This is a genomic window from Sorangium sp. So ce375, assembly GCF_051473855.1.
Classification (GTDB): Bacteria; Myxococcota_A; Polyangia; order Polyangiales; family Polyangiaceae; genus Sorangium.
The window spans coordinates 5,016,569-5,041,470 of sequence record NZ_CP150335.1 but is presented as its reverse complement, the minus strand read 5'-3'; the positions used below and the strand labels follow the sequence as shown (position 1 = coordinate 5,041,470).

At 72.9% G+C, this 24,902-nt stretch carries 16 protein-coding genes; 8 read left to right on the top strand and 8 right to left on the bottom strand.

From position 1 onward, the window contains the following. Nucleotides 1–76: 76 nt before the first annotated feature. Both WME90_RS18685 and WME90_RS18680 read right to left on the bottom strand, forming a co-directional pair. A complete protein-coding gene (locus WME90_RS18685; RefSeq protein WP_437282510.1) occupies nucleotides 77–1,102 on the bottom strand; it encodes a tetratricopeptide repeat protein in 1,026 nt (341 codons plus the stop codon). A gap of 306 nt (nucleotides 1,103–1,408) precedes the next feature. Continuing rightward, the gene (locus WME90_RS18680) at nucleotides 1,409–3,316 is read right to left on the bottom strand and encodes a L,D-transpeptidase (protein ID WP_437282509.1); all 1,908 of its coding nucleotides are present in this window, start codon (nucleotides 3,314–3,316) and stop codon (nucleotides 1,409–1,411) included. 284 nt (nucleotides 3,317–3,600) lie between these two features. Here WME90_RS18680 and WME90_RS18675 point away from each other — a divergent pair, with 284 nt between their 5' ends. The 3 genes from WME90_RS18675 (at nucleotide 3,601) to WME90_RS18665 (ending at nucleotide 6,654) form a co-directional block, all read left to right on the top strand. Then, on the top strand, nucleotides 3,601–4,965 hold the full coding sequence (locus WME90_RS18675; RefSeq protein ID WP_437282508.1) for a hypothetical protein: 1,365 nt from the start codon (nucleotides 3,601–3,603) through the stop codon (nucleotides 4,963–4,965). A gap of 115 nt (nucleotides 4,966–5,080) precedes the next feature. Beyond that, nucleotides 5,081–6,352 carry a hypothetical protein gene (locus WME90_RS18670; protein ID WP_437282507.1) on the top strand — a complete coding sequence of 424 codons (1,272 nt, stop codon included), beginning with the start codon at nucleotides 5,081–5,083 and terminating at the stop codon, nucleotides 6,350–6,352. 53 nt (nucleotides 6,353–6,405) lie between these two features. Beyond that, nucleotides 6,406–6,654, top strand: coding sequence for a hypothetical protein (locus WME90_RS18665; protein ID WP_437282506.1), 249 nt, complete (start codon nucleotides 6,406–6,408; stop codon nucleotides 6,652–6,654). Nucleotides 6,655–6,671: 17 nt separating this feature from the next. Here the strand turns inward: WME90_RS18665 and WME90_RS18660 are convergent, their stop codons facing one another. From WME90_RS18660 to WME90_RS18640, 5 genes are all read right to left on the bottom strand, one after another. Then, nucleotides 6,672–8,357, bottom strand: coding sequence for a hypothetical protein (locus WME90_RS18660; protein WP_437282505.1), 1,686 nt, complete (start codon nucleotides 8,355–8,357; stop codon nucleotides 6,672–6,674). Nucleotides 8,358–8,598: 241 nt separating this feature from the next. Further along, nucleotides 8,599–12,735 (bottom strand): hypothetical protein, encoded by a 4,137-nt coding sequence (locus WME90_RS18655; RefSeq protein WP_437282504.1) that lies wholly within the window; start codon nucleotides 12,733–12,735, stop codon nucleotides 8,599–8,601. A 104-nt stretch (nucleotides 12,736–12,839) separates the two neighbouring features. After that, entirely contained in the window at nucleotides 12,840–13,856 is a 1,017-nt protein-coding gene (locus WME90_RS18650) for a hypothetical protein (protein ID WP_437282503.1), read from the bottom strand. Nucleotides 13,857–14,008: 152 nt separating this feature from the next. Then, complete coding sequence (locus WME90_RS18645) at nucleotides 14,009–15,568, bottom strand: methyltransferase domain-containing protein (RefSeq protein ID WP_437282502.1); 1,560 nt, start codon at nucleotides 15,566–15,568, stop codon at nucleotides 14,009–14,011. A 6-nt stretch (nucleotides 15,569–15,574) separates the two neighbouring features. Continuing rightward, on the bottom strand, nucleotides 15,575–16,225 hold the full coding sequence (locus WME90_RS18640) for a transaldolase family protein (RefSeq protein ID WP_437282501.1): 651 nt from the start codon (nucleotides 16,223–16,225) through the stop codon (nucleotides 15,575–15,577). Between the two features lie 231 nt (nucleotides 16,226–16,456). Between WME90_RS18640 and WME90_RS18635 the strand changes: the two genes are divergently transcribed. After that, entirely contained in the window at nucleotides 16,457–17,998 is a 1,542-nt protein-coding gene (locus tag WME90_RS18635) for an ATP-binding protein (protein ID WP_437282500.1), read from the top strand. Nucleotides 17,999–18,017: 19 nt separating this feature from the next. Here the strand turns inward: WME90_RS18635 and WME90_RS18630 are convergent, their stop codons facing one another. Then, complete coding sequence (locus tag WME90_RS18630; RefSeq protein ID WP_437282499.1) at nucleotides 18,018–19,529, bottom strand: sigma-54-dependent transcriptional regulator; 1,512 nt, start codon at nucleotides 19,527–19,529, stop codon at nucleotides 18,018–18,020. A 119-nt stretch (nucleotides 19,530–19,648) separates the two neighbouring features. On the opposite strand from WME90_RS18630, the gene WME90_RS18625 reads away from it, so the two are divergent. The 4 genes from WME90_RS18625 to WME90_RS18610 all read left to right on the top strand — a co-directional run bounded on the left by WME90_RS18625 (nucleotide 19,649) and on the right by WME90_RS18610 (nucleotide 24,899). Further along, nucleotides 19,649–20,503, top strand: coding sequence for an outer membrane protein assembly factor BamD (locus WME90_RS18625; RefSeq protein ID WP_437282498.1), 855 nt, complete (start codon nucleotides 19,649–19,651; stop codon nucleotides 20,501–20,503). Then, a complete protein-coding gene (locus WME90_RS18620) occupies nucleotides 20,500–20,814 on the top strand; it encodes a hypothetical protein (RefSeq protein WP_437282497.1) in 315 nt (104 codons plus the stop codon). Before WME90_RS18625 ends, WME90_RS18620 begins: the two co-directional genes overlap by 4 nt. A 102-nt stretch (nucleotides 20,815–20,916) precedes the next feature. Next, nucleotides 20,917–21,393 (top strand): transcription elongation factor GreA, encoded by a 477-nt coding sequence (greA, locus tag WME90_RS18615; protein ID WP_437282496.1) that lies wholly within the window; start codon nucleotides 20,917–20,919, stop codon nucleotides 21,391–21,393. After that, entirely contained in the window at nucleotides 21,390–24,899 is a 3,510-nt protein-coding gene (locus tag WME90_RS18610; RefSeq protein WP_437282495.1) for a sulfatase-like hydrolase/transferase, read from the top strand. Before greA ends, WME90_RS18610 begins: the two co-directional genes overlap by 4 nt. Nucleotides 24,900–24,902 lie beyond the last annotated feature (3 nt).

The following is a 24,902-nucleotide window of genomic DNA, read 5'->3' as shown; positions in this document are numbered from 1 at the left end:
CCGGTCGCCGTGGAGCGGCGCGGGAGAGCGCCCGCGGCCGAGCCGTGAAGCGGCGCGGGAGAGCGCCCGCGTCCGATCAGTTGAGCTCTTTCTCGGTCCGCTCGTTCTGCTCGGCTTCGAGGAACGTCGCGGTGATCTCGCGCTCCAGCGCCAGGTTGATCTCGCGCTCCAGCGCCTCGATGCTGCCCGCGAGGCGCGCGACGTTGAGGGCGTAGACGAAGACCCGCGCGCACGGGTGGACGTCGGCGCTGCCGCGGAGGCCCCGCTCGCGCTCGTCGGCGTTGAGGCCGTCCAGGAGGACCAGCGCGCGCGGGTCGACGCCTTCGGCCACGAGCTCCATCCCGGGCACGTCGGAGATGTAGAGCTCCGCTCCCTCGACGTAGCGCCGGAGCACGGGGTTGAGCGCGGCGACCGTCTTCTGTGCCAGCGTCACGAAGCCGTCGCGGCTCGGCGCCCAGGGGGGCATGCCGAGCTCGACGTCGAGCTCGCGCGAGCGCAGGAAGGCCTGCGTCGCGCCGCGGACATCGCCCCGCTCGTCGCGGATGAGGCCGAGGTAGTAATGGGCCTCGGCGTGCCGCGGATCCTTGAGCGCCGCCTCCTCGATGAGCGTGGCGGCCTTGTCCGCCTGGCCGATCTCGTAGAAGGCGCGGCCCACGAGGAAGGTGTGGTTCGGGTTGTCGTAGGGGCCCTCGGGGATCTTCGCCGCGACCTGGGCCGCCTCGTCGAGATCGCCCTTGCCGAGGAGCGCGTCGAACTTCAAGAGGAGCGCGTCGATGATCTCCTCGTCGACCTCGGCCAAATCCAGCGCCTGGTCGCACATCTCGATCGCCTGATCGAAATCGCCGAGCGGGTGGATGTACACCTCGGCGGCGTTGAGCATCGCCTCCAGGTAGGTGTCGTCGAGGGCGATCGCCTGGCGGTACGCCTCGATGGCCTCCTCGCCCTCACCCTCGAGGGCGGCGACGAAGCCGAGCAGGTTGTGAGCCTCCGGCGAGTTCGGATCGAGCTCGAGCGCCCGCCGGGCCGACGCCTCTGCTCCGCGCGTGTCCCCGCGCTGGACGAGATCCCACCCGCGGTCGAGGTGCGCCGAGAACTGGTCCATGGCGGCTCCACAAGTGTGCGAAGGGGAGCCCCGAGTCAAGAGGGAGCCCCCTTAAAGCGACCGTTCAAGCTGTTCCGAGCATGACCCGCCCGGATTTCCGGCAGCTGGCGGAGGCAGGGCGGCAGGCGGGCGGGCTCGACGCGACCGGGAGAGGCGAGGCCCAGCGCAGGCGCGCGCTCGTCCCCATGCATCCCCATGCATCGTCGAGCGCCCGGTCAGGCCGCTCGTCCGCTCCGCGCGCGGCCCGCTCCGTGGGGCCGTACACGGCCTCGCGCCCTCGTCTGCGGCCGCTCCGCGTGCGGCCGCTCACTCGTGGATGGATACGAGCGTGCCGCGGTTCTCCGGGGTGGCCCAGACCCCGTGCCAGCCGCGCGGGAGCCTGGGCTCGCTCCAGAAGAAGACCTTCTTCGCGTCGAGCGGCGAGAGGTTCACGCAGCCGTGGCTCATCTCGCGGCCGAAGTTCCCGTGCCAGAAGGCGCCGTGGAGTGCGTACGAGCCGTCGTAGTACGCGACGAACGGCACGTCCTCGATGCTGTACGGCAGATCGCCCGCGACCGTGCCGTCGCCGTCCATCGTGGTCGCGATGTGCTTCTCGCGGATGCGGAACACCCCCGTGTGCGTCGGGTGGTCCTTCTTCTTGTCCTTCGAGCGCCTCCCCGGCGAGACGAGCGCCGCGAAGATGGGCTTGTCGCCCTCGACCGCGACCAGCGTCTTGCGCGTCAGGTTCACGTCGAGCCACTTCTCGCCCGGCGCGAGATCCGGCGGCGGGGCGCCGAGATCTGTGTACGTGCCGTCGGCGCCCTTCATCCACCAGCCCTCGGTGGTCTTCCGGTAGACCGTCGACTTGTGGGTGTGGCTCTCGCCCGTGAGGCCGAACGCCGCGAAGCGCTCGAGCGAGCCGGCGACGGAGACGGACTTCTTCTCGGCGTCGAACTGGTACTTGCTCGCCGACTTCGCGAGGATGAAGCCGACCGACTTCGCGCCCTCGGGGAAATCGATGCCCTGCGAGGCCGGCGGCTTGATGATGTACATGCGGTCGCTCGGCGCGACGAGGCCCGCGGTCGTCTTGTACCAGCTGCGGCCGTTCCAGCCGAAGGTCTTGTCGACCGCGACGAAGAAGCCCTTGACCATCCGCTTCGCGACCGTCGAGTCGGCGTCCTTGTCGAGATCGGCGAGCGTGACGTTGAGCGGCCTGCCCTTGTCGTCGACGTTCTCCCACCAGGGCTTCTCGGGCTCCTCCTCGGCCGGCGCCGGAGCGATGCCGAGCGACGCGGCCGCGGCGACGGCCGCCGCCTTGTCCTCGACCGCTGCCGGATCCGCGGCGACCGCGGCCACCGGCGCGGGGTTCGCGGCCGCCTCGGCGCGAGCGGCGGCCGCCGCGGCGACCTCCTTCTCGGTCTCCTCGTAGAGCGCCTCGGCGCGCTGCTTCTCCTCTTCCTTCCTCTTGCGCTTCGCGGAATCGAGGTACGGCTCGTAGCGCGTCATCTCGTCCTTCGAGGGGACCGAGCGGTAGAGCGGCGTGCCGTGCGTCGTGTTGAACGCGTACTTGTACGGGAGGACGTCGTCGAGGTTCGGCGGCGTGATGCCGAGGCGGACCTGCGGGTTCGACAGGTCCGTCGTGGCCGACCTCCCGCAGACGTAGCCGCCGTCGAGGAGGCGGTACCAGCCCTTGGCGCAGCTCCCGCCCTTGATCGGCTTCGGATCGACCGGCACCTTGCCGCCGAGCCGGATGTACCCGAGCCGCTGCTTGCTGAACTCCATCGTCGGATAGACCGCAGCCTGCGGCACGATCGAGCCGAGCAGCGGCCCCGTGTAGGGCTTGTCGGGCGCGGGCGGCTCCGGCGTCTCGGTGGGCGCGGCGGTCGCGGTCTCCTTGGGAGCCTCGGCGGACGCGGCGACGCGCGCGGAGGACGTGGGCGCGGGGCGGGGGAGGGACGTCGTCCGTTGAGGCGGCGCGTTGCCTTCGGTGGAGGGGCCGGGAGGGGCCTCACCCTGGCAGCCGCTCGCCCACGCCGCGGTGCCGGCGAAGGCCGCCGCGGCGATGAACCCGAGCGCGCTCGAGGCGATCGAGGTGCGCACGACGCCGCCCCCGGAGCGTCCGGCGCCCGGCGCAGGTTGCGGGTTCCGCAGGTCGTCGGTGCGGACATTGCCGCTGCCGTGCGATCGAGCGGGGTCCTTCTGCCCGCGGGGGCCGGGCGCCTGAGAGCGGTTCATCGCATCCACAGCGTTGGGCGAGGACCGGCCTTCCCGATCCTCGCGGTCTGATGATCGACCCGTAGGGTCGGGTCGGCTCGGCGGTCTTAGTACCTGGTCGCTCACGTGTCGATCCACTTCTCTGCGGAGCGCGCGCCCCTCAAGCTCGCGACAGCGGACGCCGGGGCAGGCGACATCGCATGATCATCGCCCGAGCGAACGACGTGCCACGCGGCCGCGACGCGCGGTGTGGCCGCGCTCCGGGCCTCGGATGCCGTTCGGACGGCTGCTGCTAGGGTACCGCCGTGGCGGAACGGACCCCGGGGCGTGGCTTGAACAACACGACGGAGGCCCAGCGCGTGGGCCGTGGCACCGGGGTTGTCCCGCTCGTTCGCGCCGCATCGAGGCGCGCGCTCATCACCGCGGCCTTCGTCGCTGCGCTCCTGCACCTGCCCCTGTTCCCGACCCCGCTGTTCGCGTGGCTCGACGCCATGTTCGCGCTCCGGGGCGAGCTGGCCGACTACGACGCCGGCGAGACGATCGTGCCGATCGATCTCGACCTCCTCGCGGACGACCCCAGCGCGGTCGCGGCGGCGCCCTCCGCGAGCGGCGGCGAGGCGGCGCCTTCCGGAGCGGGCGCAGCGGCGCCCGCGACGCCGCCGCCCGCGACGCCGCCCGCCGCGTCGGCGAGCGCCGCGCCGGAGGCGCCCGACGCGGGCGCGCCCGAAAGACCGCGCCGCAGGCCGCCGGGCGACGCGGGCCCGGACGCGTCAGGCGACGGGGGCACGGAGGACGACGGCGACCACCCGGACATCCGCACCCCGCTGAGCGCCGCGGGCGCGCCGGGCAAGCTCGCGTCGAAGGACCCGAACGTCCAGGTGCTCATCGCCGGCGACCGGCTCCGCAACCACGAGCTCGGCGCGTGGTTCGGCCGGATCCTGACGACCATCCCCCAGTGGCAGTCCTTCTTCAGCGACACCGCCGTCGACCCGATCCGGGACATCGACCACCTCCTCATCGCTGGGCCGCAGCTCCGCGACTCCAGCAAGGTCGTCGCCGTCATGGACTACCGCGCGCCCGAGGAGACGATGCGCGCGGCGGTCGACGTCATCGTGCAACGCTCGAACGGCGCGTGGATCGAAGACGCCCCCGTCCCCGCCGCCCGGGCCACCGCCGACCGCAGCAAGCGCATCTTCGCGATGGTCCCGAACCGGCGGCTCCTCGTGGTCCTTCCCGCTGCTGAAGAAGATCAGCTGTCCAAGTTGAAGTCCATGAAAGGCTTCAACAAATCTTCGGCCGCGGGCATCGTCATCTCGATGCTCACGCCGGCGAACGCCTTCCGTGGCGTCCACGCGGTCCCGCGCAGCCTGGCGTGGATGCGGCTCACGGTCACGCCGACCAAGGACGGGGGCGCGGACCTCGCCCTCACGGCGGGCGACGCAACCCCTGAAGATGCGCTGGCTCACGCGCAAGAGCTCACGAAGACCTTGAATGCGCTCCGGACCATCGACCTCGGGATCACGAGGATCGACGTGGTGGATGAGATCGCCTTCAGCACCGACGGGAAGGTCATCTGGTCGAAGCTCCACGTCACGAACCGGCAGCTCAAGCTGATCATGGGCTTCGTGGAGAAGGCGCTCGTGGAGCAGGGCGGCGCGCGGAAGCCGTAGCGCGCGGGTCCGGGGCGGGGCGGGGGCGGGCGCGCCGGGGGGCGGAGCGCCACCCGGGCCGCGCGGAACACTAGCCAAAGCGGCGGCGTTCAGTTAATCCGACCAGCCCGCGCCGATGACGCCCGAACACTCTCCTTACGCCGTGCTCGATGAGCTTGCCGGACACCCTCACGGCGACGACCTCGCGCGGGTCGTCCACACGGCGGCCTTTGCCGCCGCGGACGAGCGGCGGACGACCCTGGAGGGCGGGCTCGCGGAGCTCGTCGACCGGGCGGGCCTGTCGGTCGCCGACGCCGAGACCCGGTTCGGCAACGTGGTCCGGGCGCTCGAGCGCGGCACGAGCGAGGGCGCGGGGAGCGCGACCCGGGTGCTCCTGGCCACGCTCCTCGCGCGCGGGGTCGCGCTCTCGCCGCCCGACGGGCCGGAGGCGGAGGGGCGCGTCGCCGAGGCGCTCGTCTGGCTGGCGACGTACACGTCCGTCGACGCGCTGACCGCCCTGGATGCCGCGCTGGGCGAGCGCGCCGCGGGCCTCTGGCGCTCGATCGCCGCGCTGGTACGGCGCGCCGACCAGGGCGCGCTGCCGCTGCTCGGCCGGGCGGGCGCGATCATCGCCGCGGCGGCGCTGCGGGGGAGCACCTCGCCCGATGCGCGCGCCGAGGCTGCGGCGCTCGTGGACGAGGTGCGCGATCCGATCGTGCGCTCGCTGCTGCGCGACGCGCTGTCCGCCGTCAGGCGGCCGAGCCGCGCGCCGAGCGCCAGCGGGGCCGCGCAGGAGGGCGCCGGGGCGGCTGGGGGCGAGCGGTGGGCGCCGGAGCACGACGGCGGGGCGCCGGGGCGGCTCGCGGGCGAGCTGTCGTCGCCGCCGCGCGGGCCGGTGGCGCTCGTGCTGCTGGCGGCGACCGGCATCCTGCTCGTGATGCACGTCCTCCAGCTCGCCGGGCGCTTCCTCCTGCGGTACCGCCGGCCCGCCGCGCTGGAGATCAGCTCGAAGGGCGTGACCGTGCGGAGCCGGACCGAGCTGTTCGGCCGGACGCTGCGGGAGCGGGAGACGTACATCCCGGTCGAGGCGCTCCTCCGCGCGACGCGCGAGGTGCGCTACCCGCGGCTCGCCCTCTACGCGGGGCTCGTGGCGCTGGGGCTGGGGACGTACCTCGGCGTGTCGCTGCTCGTCGACGGCGCGCGCGCGGGCTCGCCGGAGCTGCTCGGCATGGGCGCGCTCGTCTTCGCCTTCGGCGCGGCGCTCGACTTCGGGCTGTCCCACCTGGAGACGGCGACCCGCGGCCGCTGCCGCGTGGTGCTCGTCCCACGCAAGGGCCCCGGCGTCGCGCTCGCGGGGATCGAGCGCGACGCCGCGGATCTCGCGCTGGGCAAGCTGCCGCGCGCCTGAAACTTGGCCAGATCGCGCCGCCCCCGCTAGGCCGATCGGGCGAGGTGATGGCGATGCGCTCGAAGACCGAAGCGATGGCGGGGCTCAGGCGGATGCTGCACGACATGCTGACCGCGCGGGAAGGCGGGGAGAGCGCTCCCCGCCTGGCGCGGGTGAAGGGCTGCGTGGACGGCGCGATGCGCGCGCTGCTCGAGAGCGGGCAGGCGACCCGGCAAGAGCTCCTCGAGCTCGTGGCCGCGGAGCGCGCGCGCGTGAGCGGCCCGGCGACGGCGGAGATCCGCGCGGTGTCCCTGAGCGCCTGACGGCGCTGCGGCGCCGATCACGGCTGCGGGCAGCTCGTGTTGCTGGCGAAATCCCAGCACGCGCCGCTCACCCCGTCCGTGCCGGCGCGGTCGTCGAGGCCGCCGGCCCCGGGGGAGCCGCCCTTGCCAGCCGTACCTGCTGTGAACGGCACCTCGGAGGCCGCGGCGATCGGCGTGACCTTGTAGGCGATGCCCACCGCGTGGCCGCCTCGGCCTCCGCCGCCCGCCCCGCCATCGCCGCCTGCCCCGCCATTGCCTCCCATGCAACCCGGAAGCGAGCCGGACACCGCGACACGGGCCCCTCCCTTGCCCCCGGTGCCGCCCTCGCCTCCGGGGCTTCCGCCTCCGCCCTCGCCTCCATTGCCCGCCTTGCCGACGGCGATGGTCACGTCGATCAGCGCCAGCTGGGTCCCCAGGCTGAGGATCCCGACGCTCGACCCGCCGGCCTTGCCGCCGCCGCCACCCTTTCCGCCGCAGCCGCCGGCCCCGCCGCCACCGCCGCTGGCGCCGACGCCGTCGATGCGGCCGCCACCGCCGGACATGCAGAAACGTCCTGCTTTCGCGCCACCGCCGCCACCGCCGCCTTGACCGCGCGACCCGCTGATGCCCGCGCCGCCGTCACCTCCGGTGATGGTCGCCAGCGTCAGCGTGGTGCTGACGCCCGCCGTGCCAGGTTCGCCGGCGGCGCCCCTTGCGCCGTTCGCACCGCCCCGGCACTCGGTCGTCTCTCCCGTCTCTCCCGTCTGTCCGTGTCCGATGCCGCCGAGGCCGAGCTCGGTCGGAGAGGCCGCCGGAGGCGTGCCGTCGCCACCGTTCTGCCCGCGCCCCTCATCTTCAGTGGGCTGTCCGCCCTCGCCGCCGACGCCGCCGCTCGTTTCACCGTCCTCGCACGTCGTCACGCCCGGCTGTCCGCTGTAGACCGCCACGAGGCACGCGCTCGAGACCTCCTCCAGCGCGTTCGCGCCACCCTGCGCGACCGGCGGCGTCTCGCCGTTCGCGCCGTCCATCCCGCTGCCTGCGATCACGTCGACGTCCGTCAGCGCGGCCTCGACGTTCGCGACCGCCACGCCGATCGACGACCCGCCCGGCACCGTCGCGCTGGCCGCGCTGATCGTGAAGCTCCGCACCTGTGTCCCGCCCGCGCTGTCCGTCAGCGTGAGCGCCACCTTGTTCGCGGGCCCCGCGATCGCGCTCCGCGCCGCCTGGCTCCACGTCCAGTCTGCGTCGCAGTCGAAGCCGCCGATCACCTCGACGGCCGCATTGATCGTGACGCTCTCCTCGAACGCTCTGCTCGCGCATGCCAGCACCCGCTTGCCGTTCGCGTTCGCGATCGCCTCCGAGAGCGACGCGTACGGCTGCGCCTTCGTCCCGTCTCCTCCGGACTCCGCGCTCGCGCTCGCGAACACCGCGCACCGGTCCACCACCGTGCTCGCATCCTGGGTCGGGTCCGGCTCGCACGTGGGGGCGGGGTCGCTGCCGCCGCCCGTCGTTTCGGAGGGGCAGTACCTCGGGTCTTCCTTGCAATCCTCGGCGTAGGACAGCGGCCAGCACCCGGCGAGGTGCAGCGCCACGACGGCCGACGCGGCGGGGAACAGCCACAGAGAGAGCGGGATGCCGATCCGCCGCCGGCGCGCGGCGCGCCGTGCGGGCGCGCCGGCCTCGTCCTGCGCTCCACCGGCCGGCGGAGGGGATGCGTTGCTCACCGCCTTGCTGCTCGTTCGTTCCGTCGCTCTCATCGTCCTAAGCCTTTCCTGTGACGCTCCGCTCTGCCTGCTGATCCTCGCAGAAGACGCACCCGCGCCCTGGTCGCGCCGAGCCGAGAGCATACCCAGTCGCAGGATCGCCTGCTCGACGGCGATCCGTCGGCCGGGCGCTCCACGGGAGACGCCGCGCACGGCGCCCCCGTCGTCCCGCGGCCCGGGGGCTCGCCCTCCGGCGCGCCCTTCAGGGAGCGACGAGCGCCACGTCCCCCTTCGTGGTCCGTCCGCCGACGCGCCACCAGTTCGCGATGAGCAGCTGCCCATCCACCTCCACGATCCGCGAGAAGGCGCCGGCGAACCCCTCCTGCTCGATCGCCTGGACGAGCCAGCTGTGGCCGTCGCCGCTCTTCGTCCCGATCGCGAGCCGCAGGGTCCCGCTCGTCGCGTCCTGGTAGCTGATGCGCACCTCACCGGCCGCCGTCACGAACACGTTCGCGTCGTCGCCGATGAGGTGCTGCCCGTCCTCGAAGGGGACGCCCTCGATCCCGAGCCCGTCGTCCGCCACCTCGGACGGCTCGACCTCCGTGCCGCCCTTCACCCGCGCGTAGCGCAGCCCCTCGGAGCGGCCGTCCGCGTAGGCGAGGTGCCAGTCCCCCGCGCGATCGATGAACAGCGACGTCCCCATGCCCACGTCGCCCGTGTCCGTCCCGTCCGGCGCCGCGCCGTCCACGATGCGGGTCTCCCACGCCCCCATCGACTTCGACGCGATCACCACGTCGCCGTGGATGCGATCGTAGAACGCAAGGCCGAACCCGCCCGCGGCGTCGGGCGCCATCGCGATGTAGTCGCCGATCGCCTCGGGGTACGTCTCCAGCCGGCTGCCGTCGGAGATCCCGGCGCACACCGGCGAGCCGCCGTCGTCGATGCACGCCTGCCCGGAGGCGCACCCCGGCTCGCAGTCGCCGCCCGCGAGCGGCGTCACGCAGCGCCCCGTGGTCCGGATGCACTTGGCCCCGGCGCCGCAGAGGAACGCGCGGCACGGCGTCGCCTCGTCCTTCGCCGCGTCCTCGAACCGCCATTCGCCCTCCCCGGGCGTGGCGCTCTCGCCGGTCGCGATCCGGACGCTCGACGTGACCGCGCCGTCCTCGCCCGGCTCCATCGCGAGGTAGGCGATGACGGGCAGCTCCTTCACGAAGAGCAGCTTCGCGTAGCGGCCGATGTCGCTGCTCGGCCCCTGCTGCACGAAGCTCACCGCCCACGTGTCGCCCTGCCGCTGCGCGAACTTGAGCGCGCGGTTCGTGCGGTCGTAGTAGGCCACCGCCGGCTCGCCGCCCGGACCCACCGCGATGGAGGTCCAGAGGCCGACGTCGTCGCCAGGGTCGGTCTGACCCCCTCGGAACCCGCTCACGTCGAACTTGGCCGGGTCGACCGGCGGCTCGGCGGGCACGCCGTCGATCGCTTCCCACGCGACCGCCTCGCCGTCCCACGCGCCGACCACGAGGTCGCCCCACTGGAACGCGTTCTGCCAGTCGGCCTCCGCGTAGCCGGCGACCCAGACCGTGCGCTTGTCGGGGGCGACCGCGACCGACGTGTACGCCCCGATGAGCCCGTGCTCCAGCGCGATGCAGTCGGGCGCGACGCACCGCGCTTCCACCTCCGGCTCTTCGCTGCACGAGCATCCGGCGTGCGAGCCGAGGAGCGCGACGACGGCGACCCCGGTCAGCGCGCCCTTCACGCCGCGCGCGCCTCGACGCGCGGCGAGGCGCGGCGACGATCCCCGGGCGCCGCCGCGCCGCGCGAGCCGCAAGGCCGCCGCCGCCGCGACCGCGAGGGCGAGCCAGCGGCCGCCCGACGGCCCCTCGCCGGCGCCGCCAGCCACGACGCAGCCGCAGCCGGCCGACGGGTCGACGGGGAACCGGCCGCGGAGGATCGCCTGCCGCGCCGTGCCGAGGTTCCCCTCCTCGTCCACGGCCTCGACCTCGATGTCGACCGCGTCGCCGACGTCCACCGAGGTCGTCTCCGCCGCCGTCGACCAGGGCGACCACGCGCCGTCGTCGAGCCGCACGCGCACCTTCGCGCGCGCGGCGTCCGAGACCCGGTCGCGCACCTCGAGCGGCGCCCGGCCGTCCACCGCGGCGCCGACCGAGATGACCGGCGGATCGACGTCGACAACCATCTCCACCGTCGCCGGCGTGGGGTCGAGCGACAGGGGGGCGCCCGCGATCCGCGATCGCACCGAGATCACGTGGCGCCCCGGGAGCCGCAGCCAGTCGTCGCGCAGGTCGACGATGCGCTCGCGCGTGAACGGGCGCCACGCGCCGCTGTCGATGCGGTACGAATACTCGACGGCCCGCGTGCCGTCGTCGAGCGGCGAGCTCATGACGAGCCGCGCCGTCGGCCCGTTGTCGCGGGTCATCGTCGGCAGGCGGAGCCCCTCGGCGCGCACCTCCTTGCGGCTGAGCTCGGCCTGCGTGTCGCTCTTCAGCGAGCGCTGCTGCGCCGTCGTGCCGAACGCCGCGAAGATCCCGAGGTAGTTGTCCTCCCCCTTCGTGAGCTTCCGCAGCCCGGGGGAGCCCGCGCCCTCGGCCGACTCCGGGAGGATCAGCGAGAGCCCGAGCGCCGACAGCGGCCCGTCGAGATCGATCGCCGGGATGCCGCCGCCGATCAGCTGCCCGAGCTGACCGCTGAGGAGTCCTCCCAGCGCGTCCGCGATGGACTCGGGGTTCTCCCGGAGCAGCTCGTGGTTCGTCACCTCGCCGTTCTCGACCTTGAGCGCCGCGATCACCGGGGTGAGCCCCTCGGGGGTGACCGCGAGGTTCATGGGTACATCGACGTCGAACGTCGCCGTCATGAACCGGATGAACCTGTCGAGCGACCAGACGTAGAAATCGAAGCTCGCCCGCTCCAGCTGGATACGGATCAGCGGGTCGTCGCTCCCGTTCGTGCCGTGACCGAAGGTGACCCGAGGCGGCGCCTGCGGGCGGATGACGACCGCGACCTGCTGCGACTCGCGCTGCAGCGTGAGATCCTTTGCGGAAGGGGCCAGCAGACCCAGCGTGCCGGAGTTGAGGAGAGGCACCGTCTCCGTGGAGATCCCGAGACAGAGCAGGCCGCTATTGTAGAGACCGTTCATGGCATAATTCACGAAGCGCTCGGAGATCGCGAGACCGACGTGGGGGCCGGGAAGGTCGGCTGGCCAGTCGGAGACCGTGTTGGCGACGAGCTCATCGGGGATCGGGATGCCCGCCGGGAGCGCCATGTTCGACAGCGGCACACATTTCGATGTCGGCACCGGCTCGGCGCCACCGTAAAGGCCGAGGGTGAGCCCGTTGTCGACGGGGTTGAGGTCGCCCCACGCGAGATCGGAGCCGTCGTCTCGCTCGCTCGTGCCGCCGCCGGCGAGCAGGAGGTCGAACCCGCCCTGCGTGCCGGGGGAGATGCTCGCGAGCAGCCGGCCGAGATCGATGTGGCCCTCGACGCCGAGCAGCATCGAGGCGCACTCGTCGCTCGCGTGCGTGCCGTAGCGGCAGACGCCGCCGATGTCGTTCGTGCCGTCGGGGCAGGCCGGGTCCTGCGTCGGATCCGCCTTCTGACAGAGCTGCTGGTCGAGCTGGGCCTTCAGCGCCTTGGACATGGATCCCATGAAGCTCGTGATGATCGGCTTCACGAAATCCAGCGCATCGCCGACCCACGTGCCTCCGCAGTCGAGGTGCAGGCTCGACACGAGCTGGTCCTCGTCGATCGAGAGCCGGGCGACCTTGACGCGCGAGTAGCCCTGCCGCGAGTGCTGTGGATTGACGTCGATTTCGATCGAGAGCTCGATCTCGACATCGATGTTCGTGAAGGTCTGCTCCTCGGGCGGGCAGACGTCGTTGCCGTTGAGGGTGACGTACTGGGTGCTTTCGCCCAGGAGGCCGCCGTCCAGGAAGATGGGCAGGCTCTGCAGGCGCACCGGCAGAGGCCCCCGGACGATCAGGTTGTGCGGCGTCTTGGGCTGGATTTGCAGCGCCGCGCGCCCCGCGTCGATCTCGGCCACGCACCTCGGGGGAGTCGCTGAAGGATCGGCCCCGTCCGGGCAGAGCGTGTAATCGATGGCCCCGAGGGCAACGGAGCCCGAGGACCTGGGGACGGAGAACGTGATCGCGCCGCTCTCTCCACCCCCGAGCAGCGCGCGCCCGAGGACACCCAGGTTCTGCTCGAGGAACTGGACGCCCGACTGCGTGAGCCGCGCCGAGCCGGCGTTCTCGATGCGGTCCGCGGGCTTGAAGCCGGCGGGGAGGGGGGTCATTCCACAGCCGGCGCACCCGCCGCCGGAAGCGGCACACCCGGCGATGACAAGGAGAACAAGGATGGCGGAGAAATGCTTGATGAGGCGGGGCATAAGGAACCCTCCGGGGAGCACGACCCGCAGCGCTGGGCTCGCTGGGCGCGGGCTTCAGGACGCCACGGCAAATCGTACGCTCCCCGGAGAGCCGCCCGCAAGCGCTACGGCGGACAGAGACCGGTAATCTTGACGGCGCTCGCGGCATACTCGCCGCCAAGCGTATAGGCGTCGGCGCAGTCGTCCGTCGCGGCTGAGTTCGTCGCGCTGCACCAGTCGCCCTTCAGCACGATCTTGTCGCTCGCGTCGCGCTTGCAGGTATTGGGCGTCTCACCGGTGCCGTATTCTCCGATATCGCCCGAGAGCACGACACAGAGGCTCTGCTCGATCCCGGGGATGATCACCCGGTCGACCTCCTCCAGCGTGATGAACGCGGTGAGCTTGCCGCCGTTGATGAACGCAGGGGGATCGCCGTCCGGGCCGGGGAGGCAGGCGTCCATCGGGTCGAGCCCCTCGCGGTTGTACCGTCCAATGCAGTTGTTGTCCGTCGACAGCTTCGCGTCGGTGAGCTGCACCTGGTGCAGGGGCAGGACGATCGGCTCGGTGGCCGTGTCTCCCGCGCCCGTGTCCAGGAAGATCGGGACGTTCAGGATGTCGGCCGCGCCGCTCCATGCGCCGTCGGTCAGGGGGGCGTCGAGCTCCTTGGGCGCGATCTCGAACTCGCCGGCGGTCATGTTGGCGAAGCAGTAGCCCGCGAGCGGGTCGTTCGTGGGCATCGCGCCGCCGGTGCGCAGCTTGCCGGTCGCCGTGTCGAACTCGAGCAACCAGGAGAATGTCCCGGTGCCATTCAAGTTGCACACGGGCAGCTTCATCGTCAGCCCCTGGGCGACGAGGTTGGCGATATAGCCGTGCGCGAGCACGTCGGGCTTCGTGACCGTCAGCTGCGCCATCCGCAGACCGAACTTTGTCGAGCCCTGATCGTCGTGGACGGCAATACACTCCGAAGCGACAGCCGTGCAGGTCGGGTGCGTCGGCGAGCAGTCGCGGGGAGCCCCGCCGCCGGTCCCCGCTGTTGAGCTCGAGGTCGTCTCTCCGGCGTCGTCGCCCCCGCACCCCGCTGCCGTCGCCGCGCCGATCAGCGCGGACAGACCTAGTACGCAAAAACCCATCAGAAACCGCATCTCTTGCCTCCTCTGGTATTGCAAGGTGCGGAGTATAGGCGTCGGCAATGCGATGACCACGCGATCGCGGTGACGCCGCACCGCGTCGCCATCGCCACACTCACGTACTACTTGGGGAGGCGCGCGACGCCTGGCGGTGCGCGGCGTGACGCCTAGCGGCGCTCGTAGCGGTCGCCGAGCCGAGCGCCGACGGGGAGCGCGCGCAGCAGGCGAATCATTGTCCACACCGTGCCAGCCAGCTTGCGCAGCTTCGAGGTGCCGACGCGCTCGTTGTACTCGATGGGCATCTCCACCACACGATAGCCGCACTTTGCCGGGAAGAGCAGCGTGTCGATGGGCAACGCGTCGCCCTCGCCGTCGAAATCGAACGCGCGAATCACCGAGCAGCGGTAGGCGCGCATGCCGCTGTGGACGTCCGACGTAGGGATGCCGTGCATCGCGTGCGTCATGGCGGCAAAGGCGCGGTTGGCGATGTAGTTCGGGACCGGCATGGCCGCGGGCCTCGCGCGGGTGCGCGCGCAGTTCACCACGTCGGCGCCCTCCTCCTCGATGAGGCGCCTGAGCTCGGGGATGTTCTCGGCCGGATAGGTGAAGTCGCAATCCAGGTAGATGAGCAGGTCGCTCCGGGCGGCGGCGCTGTACATGAGGAGCTCCATGGCCGGGCCGTGGCCGCGGGGCGGCACCTGCCGGAGCACGCGCGCCCCGAGCCGGGCCGCGATCTCTGGCGTCTTGTCCCTCGTGGAGCTGTCGACGCAGAGGATCTCTGCGTCGGGCGCGGCCTTCCTGATCTCGCCGATCATGGCGCCGACGCTCTCCTCTTCATCCATCGTGAGCATGCCGACCGTGAGCCGCATCCGGCGGGGGCGCGGCGGCTTCCTGGCGACGATCACGTGCTGGAACGCGAGGAGGCCGGGCGCGCGGTCGGCGACGACGTCTTCCAGCGGGCGGACGAACGCGTGATACGCCTTGTAGGGGAGCGAGCCCCCGAGATCGGTGGGGTCGTCGCCCGCGCCGAGGCCGCGGAGGATGAGCCCCTTGGCGGCGCGGACGAGCATCGGGTTCTGCTCGACGCGGAGCACCTCGAGCCCGGCGCGCTCGACGAGCCGGACGGCCGACGCGCGCGTGAAGAAGCGCAGGTGCGCGTCGTCCAGGATGCCGCTCGGCTCGTAGTCGAACCGCCCGGCGAGCAGGCCGAGGCGCACCGGCCAGGCCGCGACGTTGGGGAGCGAGACGATGACGTGGCCGTCCTCCTCGAGGTGGGGCAGGAAGCGGCAGAGCACCGCCAGCGGGTCGGCGGTGTGCTCGAGGACGTCCGCGAACAGGAGGAGATCGAAGCGCCGGTCGCCGAGCGCGTCGCGCACGGCGGCGTCGCTCGTGATGTCGGCGGCGAGGACCTCGTCGAGCGCCTCGCCGGCGCGCGCGAGCGAGCCGGGCGCGATCTCGATCCCGGTCACGCGCGCGCCCGTGCGCTTGACGGCGGCGCCGTTGAGCCCGATCCCGCAGCCGACGTCGAGCACCGTCCGCGGCCGGCCGGCTGCGGCGACGAGGGCCCGGTTCACCTCCTCGACCACATACTTGCGCCCGGCGAGGGCCTCCGGGGCGGCGCTGGGCGGCGAGCGGCGGCCCGGGGCGTCGTCGCTCTCGGGAGGGCGCGGCCCTCGGATTTCCCCGTCTTCTGCGTCTGCTCGCGCGTGGCCGGGCTCGGCGTTCACGCGCGGCTACTTAGCACGCTTCTCCCAGGCGGCGTTGAATTCGCGGATCGTCTCCTCGGTCTTCGGGTTGTGGAGCATCGCCCGCAAGATGGCGGGAGGCACGGTCACGACGTGCGCGCCGGCATCGAGCGCCTCGTTCACGTCCATGAGGTGGCGGATCGAGCCGACGATGATCTCGGCGCCCAGCCGCTCGCGATCGAGCCTCGCGCGCGCTCGCTCGATGATCGGGGTCGCGGCGTAGCCCATGTCGCGGATGCGCCCGCTGAAGATCGAGACGTACGCGCCGCCGGCGAGCGCCGCGAGGTACGCCTGGTTGAAGCTCATCACGCACGTGACGTTGGTGCGCACGCCGCGCTTCGCGAGGGCGTGCGTCACCTTGAGGCCGACGTCGCCGAACGGCACCTTGATGCAGATCCGCTCGGGCGCCCACGCGTGATAGCGGCGCGCCTCGTCGAGCATCGCCGCCTCGTCCTCGCTCGTCAGCTCGACCGACACGGGCCCCGCCGACGCCGCGAGCACCTCGCGGATGCGCCGCTCGAGATCGACGCACCCCGCGTCGCGCGAGAGGATGAGGGGGTTCGTGGTCACGCCAGCGAGCACGCCCCAGGAGAACAGCTCCTTGATCTCGGCCGGGTTCGAGCTGTCGAGGAAGAACATGCAGCGCTCCTGAGGGCTCGCTCGAGCCCCGGCGGGGTCTAGGCCAATTCGATGGAACATAGAAGGGGAGAAGGGGAGACCGTCCACGCTGCGCGGCTCGCCGCGCTGCCTTGCGGTGACGTTTGCGGCGCTGCTTGTGTGAACGGCGTTGCAAAGGAGGGGAGTCCGCGCTTCAGTTCTCTTTGTCGGGGTTCTCTCTCCGACTGAACGTTTCTGCACGGCAGCGCGTCGATGAGCAGCGGACGATCGTCGAGGGACTCGGTCGAGCACGGCGCGCACAGCCCGCTGCTCGCGGCCTGCTCGCCGGCGGGGCTCTACGTCGCCTCGCCCGCCGGTCACCTCGTCGACTGCAACGAGGTGCTCGCCCGGCTGCTCGGCTATGGCTCGCGGGAGGAAGCGCTCGCGGCGGCCGATCTCCTCATGGTCGGGGGCGAGGCGGGCGGCACGGGCGCGAAGCAGCCGTCGGCCGGGGTGGTCGAGGGCTTCCTCACGCGGCGCGATGGCTCGGCGGTCCGGGTGATGAGGACCGAGGCGCTCGCGGAAGCGCGCGGCGAGCGGCTCGTGGTCGGCGCCATCGTCGATCTCTCCGCCGCGCGCGGCGCCGACGATCGACGGCGCGAGCTCTCGGAAGAGCTCCGCCAGGCGCAGAAGATGGAGGCCGTGGGGCGGCTCGCGGGCGGGATCGCCCACGACTACAACAACCTGCTCGCGATCATCCTGAACTACACGAGCCTCGTGATGGAGGAGCTCGACGAGCAGAGCCCTTTGCAGAAGGATCTCGCCGAGATCCAGCGCGCCGCGCAGCGGGCCGCGTCGCTGACGCGGCAGCTGCTCACGGTGAGCCGGCGGGGGCTCGCGCAGCCGGTCGTGCTGGATCTGCGGGACGTCGTGCGCAGCATGGACGGCGCGCTCCGCGCCGCCGTGGGCGGCGGCATCGATCTCGCGATCGCGCTCGGCCCGTCGGGCTGCCGGGTGCTGGCGGACGCGGGGCAGCTCGAGCAGGTGGTGATGAACCTCGCGCTGAACGCGCGCGACGCGATGCAAGGCGGCGGCCGGCTGTCGATCGAGGCGCGCGCGGTACGCGTCGGCGCCGCCGGGAGCTTGCACGACGCGCACCCGGCGGTCCCGCCCGGCAGGTACGCGCGCCTCGTGGTGAGCGACACGGGCAGCGGGATGAGCGACGACGTGCGGACGCGCGCCTTCGAGCCGTTCTTCACCACGAAGCCGAGGGGGAAGGGGACCGGCCTCGGGCTCGCCACCGTGTACGGGATCGTCAAGCAGTGGCACGGCCACATCGAGCTCGCCTCCCGGCCCGGGGAGGGCACGCGCGTCGAGATCTACCTGCCGCTCTCCGCGCGCGGGGCGTCCGCGCGGCGCGCGCGCTCGCTCCACGCTGCGCCGCGCCAGGGCGATGGAGGAACGGTGCTTGTCACCGACGACGAGGACGCGGTGGTCACGCTCGCGAGCCGGATCCTCGGTCAGAACGGGTACACGACGCTGACGGCGAAAGGACCGCGCGAGGCGCTGCGCGTCTGCGAGGCGCAGCGCGGGCGCGTCGATCTCCTGCTCACCGACGTGCTGATGCCCGAGATGACCGGCGGCGAGCTCGCCGATCGCCTCGTGAAGCTCAGGCCGGACATGAAGGTGCTCTTCATGTCCGGCTACACGGGCGACGCCCTCGCCGCCCGTCCGGGCACCGCGGTGCTGGGGAAGCCCTTCACGGCCGAGTCGCTCCTCCGCGCCGTCCGCAGGGCGCTCGAGGGGGTCGCGTAGGCGGGACGCAGGGCCGTGCCTACGGCGCCTCACCTCGTTTGATGCCGTACGCGCGGATCTTCTTGTGGAGGTTCGTGCGCTCGACGCCGAGCAGCACGGCCGCGCGCGAGATGTTCCAGTCGAGGCTGGCCAGCACCTCGACGATGTAGCGGCGCTCGGACCGATCGCGGAACTCGCGCAGCGTGAGGCGAGGGCGCTCCGGCTCGTGGCGGGCCGCGCCCGCGGATGGCTCGGCCGCGCCGGGGGCGGGGGGCGCGGTCGCGCCTTCACCGGCGGCGCCCTGCGCGTCGTCCTCGAACGGGTTCTCGTGCGGATCCTCCGGGAGATCCGCGATCGTGACGACATCGCTCGAGAGGATCGCGGCGCGCTCGATCACGTTCTTGAGCTCGCGGACGTTGCCCGGCCAGCTCCGGCGCTCGAGGGCGGCGTAGACCACCGGATCGATCGCCTTCTGCTTGAGGCCGTTCTCGTTGCAGAACGCTGCCATGAACGCGTCGGCGAGCGCGCGCAGGTCGTCCATGCGGTCGCGCAGCGCGGGGCTCTTGATGGGGAACACGGCGAGACGGAAGAAGAGGTCCTCGCGGAAGCGCAGCGCCGCGACCTCGCGCGAGAGGTCCTTGTTCGTCGCGGCGAGCACGCGGACGTCGACGTGCCGGCTGTGCTCGCTGCCGACGCGGCAGATCTCGCCCGACTGCAGCGCGCGCAGCACCTTGGCCTGGGCGGCGAGGTCCATGTCGCCGATCTCGTCGAGGAACAGCGTGCCGCCGTGGGCCTGCTCGAAGAAGCCCCGCTTCGGCCCGCTCGCCCCGGTGAACGCGCCGCGCTCGTGGCCGAAGAGCTCGCTCTCGATGAGCTCGCGCGGGATCGCGGCGCAGTTGACCCGGACGAAGGGGCCCCGCGCCCTCGGCGACAGCCGGTGGATGGCGCGGCTGATGAGCTCCTTGCCCGTGCCGCTCTCGCCCGTGATGAGCACGCTCGCCTTCGTCGGCGCGACGCGATCGATCTCCTTGAACAGCCGCTGCATCGCGGCGCTCTGGCCGATCATCTCGTAGCGCGCCTGCACCTGCGCCTTGAGGTCCTCGACCTCGCGAGCGAGCCGTGAGTTCTGCAGCGCGTTCTTCACGCCCACGAGGACGCGCTCGCGGTTGAGCGGCTTCTCGAAGAAGTCGGAGGCGCCGAGCTTGATGGCCTTGACGGCGTCGTTGACGGTCGCATGCCCGCTGATCACGATCACCGGGAGCTCGCGGGTCGCGTCGTCCTGGCGCATGCGCTGGAGGAGATCGAGGCCGTTCATCCCGGGCAGGAGCAGGTCGACGAGGGCGAGGTCGACGGGGCTGTCGCCGTGCGCGAGCAGCTCCAGCGCCGCCTCGGCGCTCGGGGCCTCCGCGACCTGGTAGCCCTCGCCTTGCAGCACGAGCGCGAGGGTGCGGCGGATGTTGCGCTCGTCGTCCACCACGAGCACGGTGGGCGCGGCGGCGCCTCCGGGCGGGGCGGTGGCCGCTGTGGCGGGTGGCGGAGAGGAAGCGGGCATGGGTCGACCATACCCCAGCTCAGCCGTGCGCCACGACGCGGGGAACGGGGGAGCACAAGCCCGCCTCCTCGGCGGAAGCCCTGGCGCGCCGGCGCCGGATTGGGTACGAGGCCTGCTCGATGAGACCCTCCGCCGCTGTCCTCGCCCTTTCCGGGTGCCTCGCTGCCCTGGGCGGGCTCGCGGGCTGCGATTTCGAGCTCAACGACGGCCGCACCGCCACGCTCACCTACACCGAGGACGCGCACGCCGCGTACAACGAGGCGATGGCCGCCTTCCAGGCCAAGGACTGGGAGGACGCGCGCGCCCTCTTCGGCGAGGTGAAGCGGCGCTTCGCGTACAGCCGCTACGCCCGGCTCGCCGATCTCAGGATCGCGGACCTCGATTTCGAGCAGGGGAAGTACCCGGAGGCGATCTCGGAGTACCGCGCGTTCATCCAGGAGCACCGCACGGACCGGAACGTCGAGTACGCGAAGTACCGGATGGCGAAGGCGCTCTTCCTGGACATCGACGACACGGTGTTCCTGCCGCCGGCCGAGGAGCGCGATCAGGCGACCACGCTCGAGGCCTACAAGGAGGTTCGGACGTTCCTCCGGCAGTTCCCGCGCAGCCGCTACCGCGACGACGCGGCCTACATGCTCGAGGTCGTGACGGGTCGGCTCGTGCGCCACGAGCTCTACGTGGCGCGCTACTACCTCAAGGAAGACGCGTTCGACGCGGCCCTGGCGCGGATCGACTACGCGCTGCGGACCTTCCCGGGCTCCGGGCTCGATCCGGAGGCGCTCGTCCTCAAGGGCGAGACGCTCCTCAAGATGAAGAAGCCCGACGAAGCGCGCGCCGTGTTCGAGTCGGTCATCCGGGACTGGGGCGGCCCGTTCGCCGTGACGGCGCGCCGGTTCCTCGACGAGATGGGCCAAAGCCGCCGCGCGCCTGCCAAGGCGGCGTCGGGCCGCGCCCCCGCGGGGCCTCGGCTGTGACGCAGGCCGTCGGGCGGCCGTCCGCCGGCGCTCGCTACGTGCTGGAGCAGGCCGACGCCGGCGAAGCGCCGGGCGAGTTCGTCTACCGGGGCTTCGTGCGGCTCCCGGACGCGGACGTCCCGGTCGAGGTGCGGGTCGCCGAGGCGACCGGCGCGGCCACGGCGACGGTGGACGCCGCGGCCGTCCCGCACGGCGGGCCGCGCGCCGAGGAGCTCACCAGGACGGCGGCGGCCCTCGTGCGGAGCGCGACCAAGTCAGCGGACGCCCATGCGCGGCGGCCGCCGCGGAAGATCGTGCGCTGGCGCGGGTAGGGCGCGGAGCGCGCTGCGGTCCGGGCGCCTGGCGCCTCGGGCGATCGGCGCGCCTAGGGCCGTCGTCTCCCGGCCGGGAGCCATGCTAAAAGCGTCCCCACCATGTCCGAGAAAGTACCGATGACGCCCGAAGGGCAAGCGCGGCTCCGCGAAGAGATGCGACGGCTGAAAGAGGTCGACCTGCCCCAGGTCGTCAAGGACATCGGGACGGCCCGGGAGCACGGGGATCTCTCGGAGAACGCCGAGTACCACGCCGCCAAGGAGCGGCAGGGCATGATCGTCGCCCGCATCAGCTACCTCGAGCAGACGCTCTCGCGCGCCGAGGTGATCGATCCGTCGAAGCTGAGCGGCAGCAAGGTCCAGTTCGGCGCCAAGGTCAAGCTCGCGAACGTGGACACGGACGAGGAGCAGAGCTTCCAGATCGTCGGGCCCGAGGAGGCCGATCTCAAGGTCGGGCGCATCTCCATCGCCTCGCCGCTCGCGCGCGCGCTGCTCGGCCATGAGGTCGGCGAGGAGGTCCGCGTGAATATGCCGGCCGGGCCGCGCACATACGAGATCCTCGAAGTCTCCTTCGCATGACCGAGCGCAACGGGGCCGCGCCGATGCGCCCGCGGGGCCATGGGGGCGCCGGCCGGCCTCCGGCGGGGCCCGTGCCCTCCGGGCGAGCCCTCCTGGGGAGCCGCCCTGACACGACGGCCGCCGCGGAGGGGGGCGGCGTCGTGCAGGGATCGGTCGGCCACCGGGCTCCGGCGGCGCCGCGCCCGCAGGCCGGGCCGGCGCGCCCGTCCACGCCGGCGCCCGCGCCGAGCCGCTCGACGTTCCCGAGCCGCAACTCCGACGCGCCTCCGCGGAAGCTGGAGACGGAGATCGGGTGGCGCATGGCGGACGCCTACCTCGCGATCGCGGCGCTCGCGCTCGCCGAGCTCCTGGTCGTCGGCGTGTGGCGGTGGCGAGAGCTCCTCGGGCCCTACGAGCTCGGCCGCGCGCTGCGCGACCTCGTGCCGCTCGCGCTCTCGGCCGCGGCGCCGTGCGCCGCCGTCCTCGGCGCCGTGCTCGAGATCGTCATGCGCGCCGAGCGCAAGGCGTTCCGCGCCGTGGCGGCGCTCATCGCGGGGGCGTTCGGCGGCGCGGTGGCCTTCGGCGTCTCGGCCGGGCGCATGCTCGAGGGAGGCCGGCGCGCGCCCTTCATCGCGGCGCTCGCCCTCGTCGCGGCCGCCGCGACCTTCGCTGCAGCGCCGCGGGCCGCGCGCGCCCTGAAGCGGGCGCGCTCGGCGGCCTCCGGCTGGTGGCTCGTCCTCGCCGCGATCTGCGCCATCGTCCTGCTCGAGATCGCGAACTTGCGCGTCTTGCCGCGCCTCTATGCGGCTTTCCACCTGGGGCTCGCGGCGCTCACGCTCGCCGCGGCGACCTTCGCGACGCCGGCGCTGCCCGCGCGCGCCGCGCGCCTGGAGGACGGGCACGCGCGGCGCTCGCCCAGGCTGGTGCGCGCGGCGCTCGCGCTCGTCCTCTTCGCGTTCGGCGCGGCGCTCGCGCCCGGCGCGGCGGACAGGCTCGCGCTGGCGGACAACATCCGGCTGATCTACGCGACGCACAGCCCGCTGCTCGGCCACGTGGTCGAGCTCGCCGCCGTGCTGTCGCCGCCCGAGCCGCTCGACGCCGCGCCGCTCGACGAGCGCGCGAGCGGGCACGCCATCGATCTGCGGGGGCGCGACATCGTGCTGATCAGCATCGACGCCCTGCGCGCCGACCACGTCGGGGCGTACGGCTACGAAAGGAAGATCACCCCGAACATCGATCGGCTCGCGGCCGAGGGCGTGCGCTTCGACGCGGCGTACACGCCGACGCCGCACACGTCGTACGCGGTGTCGTCGCTCATGACGGGCAAGTACATCCGCCCGCTCGTGCTGCAGGGGCTCGGGGACGACTCCGAGACCTTCGCGCAGCACCTCCGCCGCTACGGCTACAGGACGGCGGGCTTCTATCCGCCGGCGGTGTTCTTCATCGACGGCGAGCGCTTCGGCGCGCTGCGCGATCGGGCGCTCGACTTCGAGTACCGGAAGGTCGAGTTCGCGAGCGCGGAGCTCCGGCTGGAGCAGGTGCGGAGCTACCTCGCTGGGCTCGGGCCGGAGCAGCGCTCGTTCATGTGGGTGCACCTCTTCGAGCCGCACGAGCCGTACGAAGCGCACCCGGAGCACCCGCTCGGCGATCGCGACATCGACCGCTACGACGCCGAGATCGCCACGGCGGACGCGGGCGTGGGCGCGATCGTCGACGAGGTCCGCAAGGGGCGTCCGGACGCTGTCGTGATCGTCACGGCCGATCACGGCGAGGAGTTCGGCGAGCACGGCGGGCGCTACCACGGCACCACCGTGTACGAGGAGCAGGCGCGCGTGCCGCTCCTCGTGAGCGCGCCAGGACTGCTCTCGCCGCGCGTGGTTCGGGCGCCGGTGCAGCTCGTCGATCTCCTGCCGACGGTGCTCGCGGGGCTCGGGATCCCGAGGCCGGCGCGCGTGCGCGGCGCCGACCTCGGGCCGCTGCTCGCCTCCGGCGACGAGGCGGCGGAGCAGGGCAGGGCGGCCCCGCCCGGCGGCCCGCCCTCGCTCCCGGGCTTCGCGTTCGCCGAGACGGACACGCAGACGCTGCTCGCCAAGGGCACGCTGCGGCTGGTCTGCGCGCGCAAGATCGGCGCGTGCGCGCTCTACGACGTGGCGACCGATCCGCGTCAGCTGGAGGACATCTCCGCGCTGCGCCCCGCGGAGCTCGGCGCGCTGCGGTCGGAGCTGCGCGCCGTCGAGGCGTCGCACGGGCGCTACGAGGTCCGCGGCCTCCGGAAGGAGGGCAAGGGCTGGCCCGACGCGCTCCGCCGCGGCATCGCGGGCGACGCCGACGCGGTGGTGGAGGTCGCGGCGCTGCTCGACGACGCGGACGTGGCCATCCGGCGCAAGGCGGGCGAGGTGCTGTTCGATCTGCGCCGCTCCGAGGCGGCTCCGTCGCTGCGCCTCGCGCTCGTGCGCGACGAGGACGAAGAGGTGCGGCGCTGGGCGGCGCTCACGCTCACGCGGCTCGGCGAGGGCGCGCCGCTCACCCGCGATCTCGTCGTCGATCCCGATCGCAAGTGGCGGCGCCTCGCGGCGCTCGCGCTCGCGGAGTCGGGCGATCGCCGCGGCGACGACGTGCTCGTCGCGTGGCTGCGGCAGGTGGTCCGCGGCGCGGAGCAGGACGGCGGCGCCGACGCTGGCGAGGCGACGTCGTTCGAGCGGGCGCGCGAGATCGTGGACGCGCTCGCCAAGATCCGGGTGAAGGCCGCGTTGCCGCCGCTCATCGCGGCGCTCGGCGACGTGCGGCTCCGCCCGTACGCCGCCGCCGCGCTCGCGGCGATCGGGGAGGACGCCGCGCGGCCTGCGCTCGCCGAGCGGCTGAGCCAGGAGCCCTACCAGACCGCGCGGGTCGCCATCGCGGAGGCCCTCGTGAAGCTCGGCGCCGGCCCGGAGCTCCGGGCGCCTCTCCTGCGCATGCTCGGCACGCCCGATCCGCTGCCGGGGGGGCTCGGGCTCGCGCTCCGGGCCGACATCCTCGACTTGCTCGGCGGGCCGCGCGAGCGCGATCTCGGCCGCCTGCGCCGCTTCGCGAAGAGCGGGGTGGGCCTCGGCGTCGTGATCCCGAAGGCCGGCAACGGCAAGGGCGTACGCGTCATCTGCCGCGCGCGGACGGACGACGGGCGCCCCGGCGAGGTGCGGTTCGGCAGCCCCAGGCGAGGCTGGCGCCCGCCGAAGCGGGACGGGGCGTCGATCGTCCCGGCCAGCGCGCCGGAGCTCGATCCGGAGCGCGCGGTCACGCTCGCGATCCCGCCGGGGAGCGAGCCGACCGAGGCGTTCGCGACGCTGCCTCCAGCGGTGGGCGCGCGGGCCGGCAATTACGGCGATTTCGTGGTGTACGCGACCCAGAACGTCGAGGTGCTCGCGTGCGCGGTCGTCCCGCTCAGCGACGAGATCCCGCCCCCGCCGCCTGCGCCCTGGTCGCCCGACGAGCCCGGGGCGCCGCCGCGCTCGGACGACGGAGCGCCCGCCGCTCACCGGCCAGATTGACGC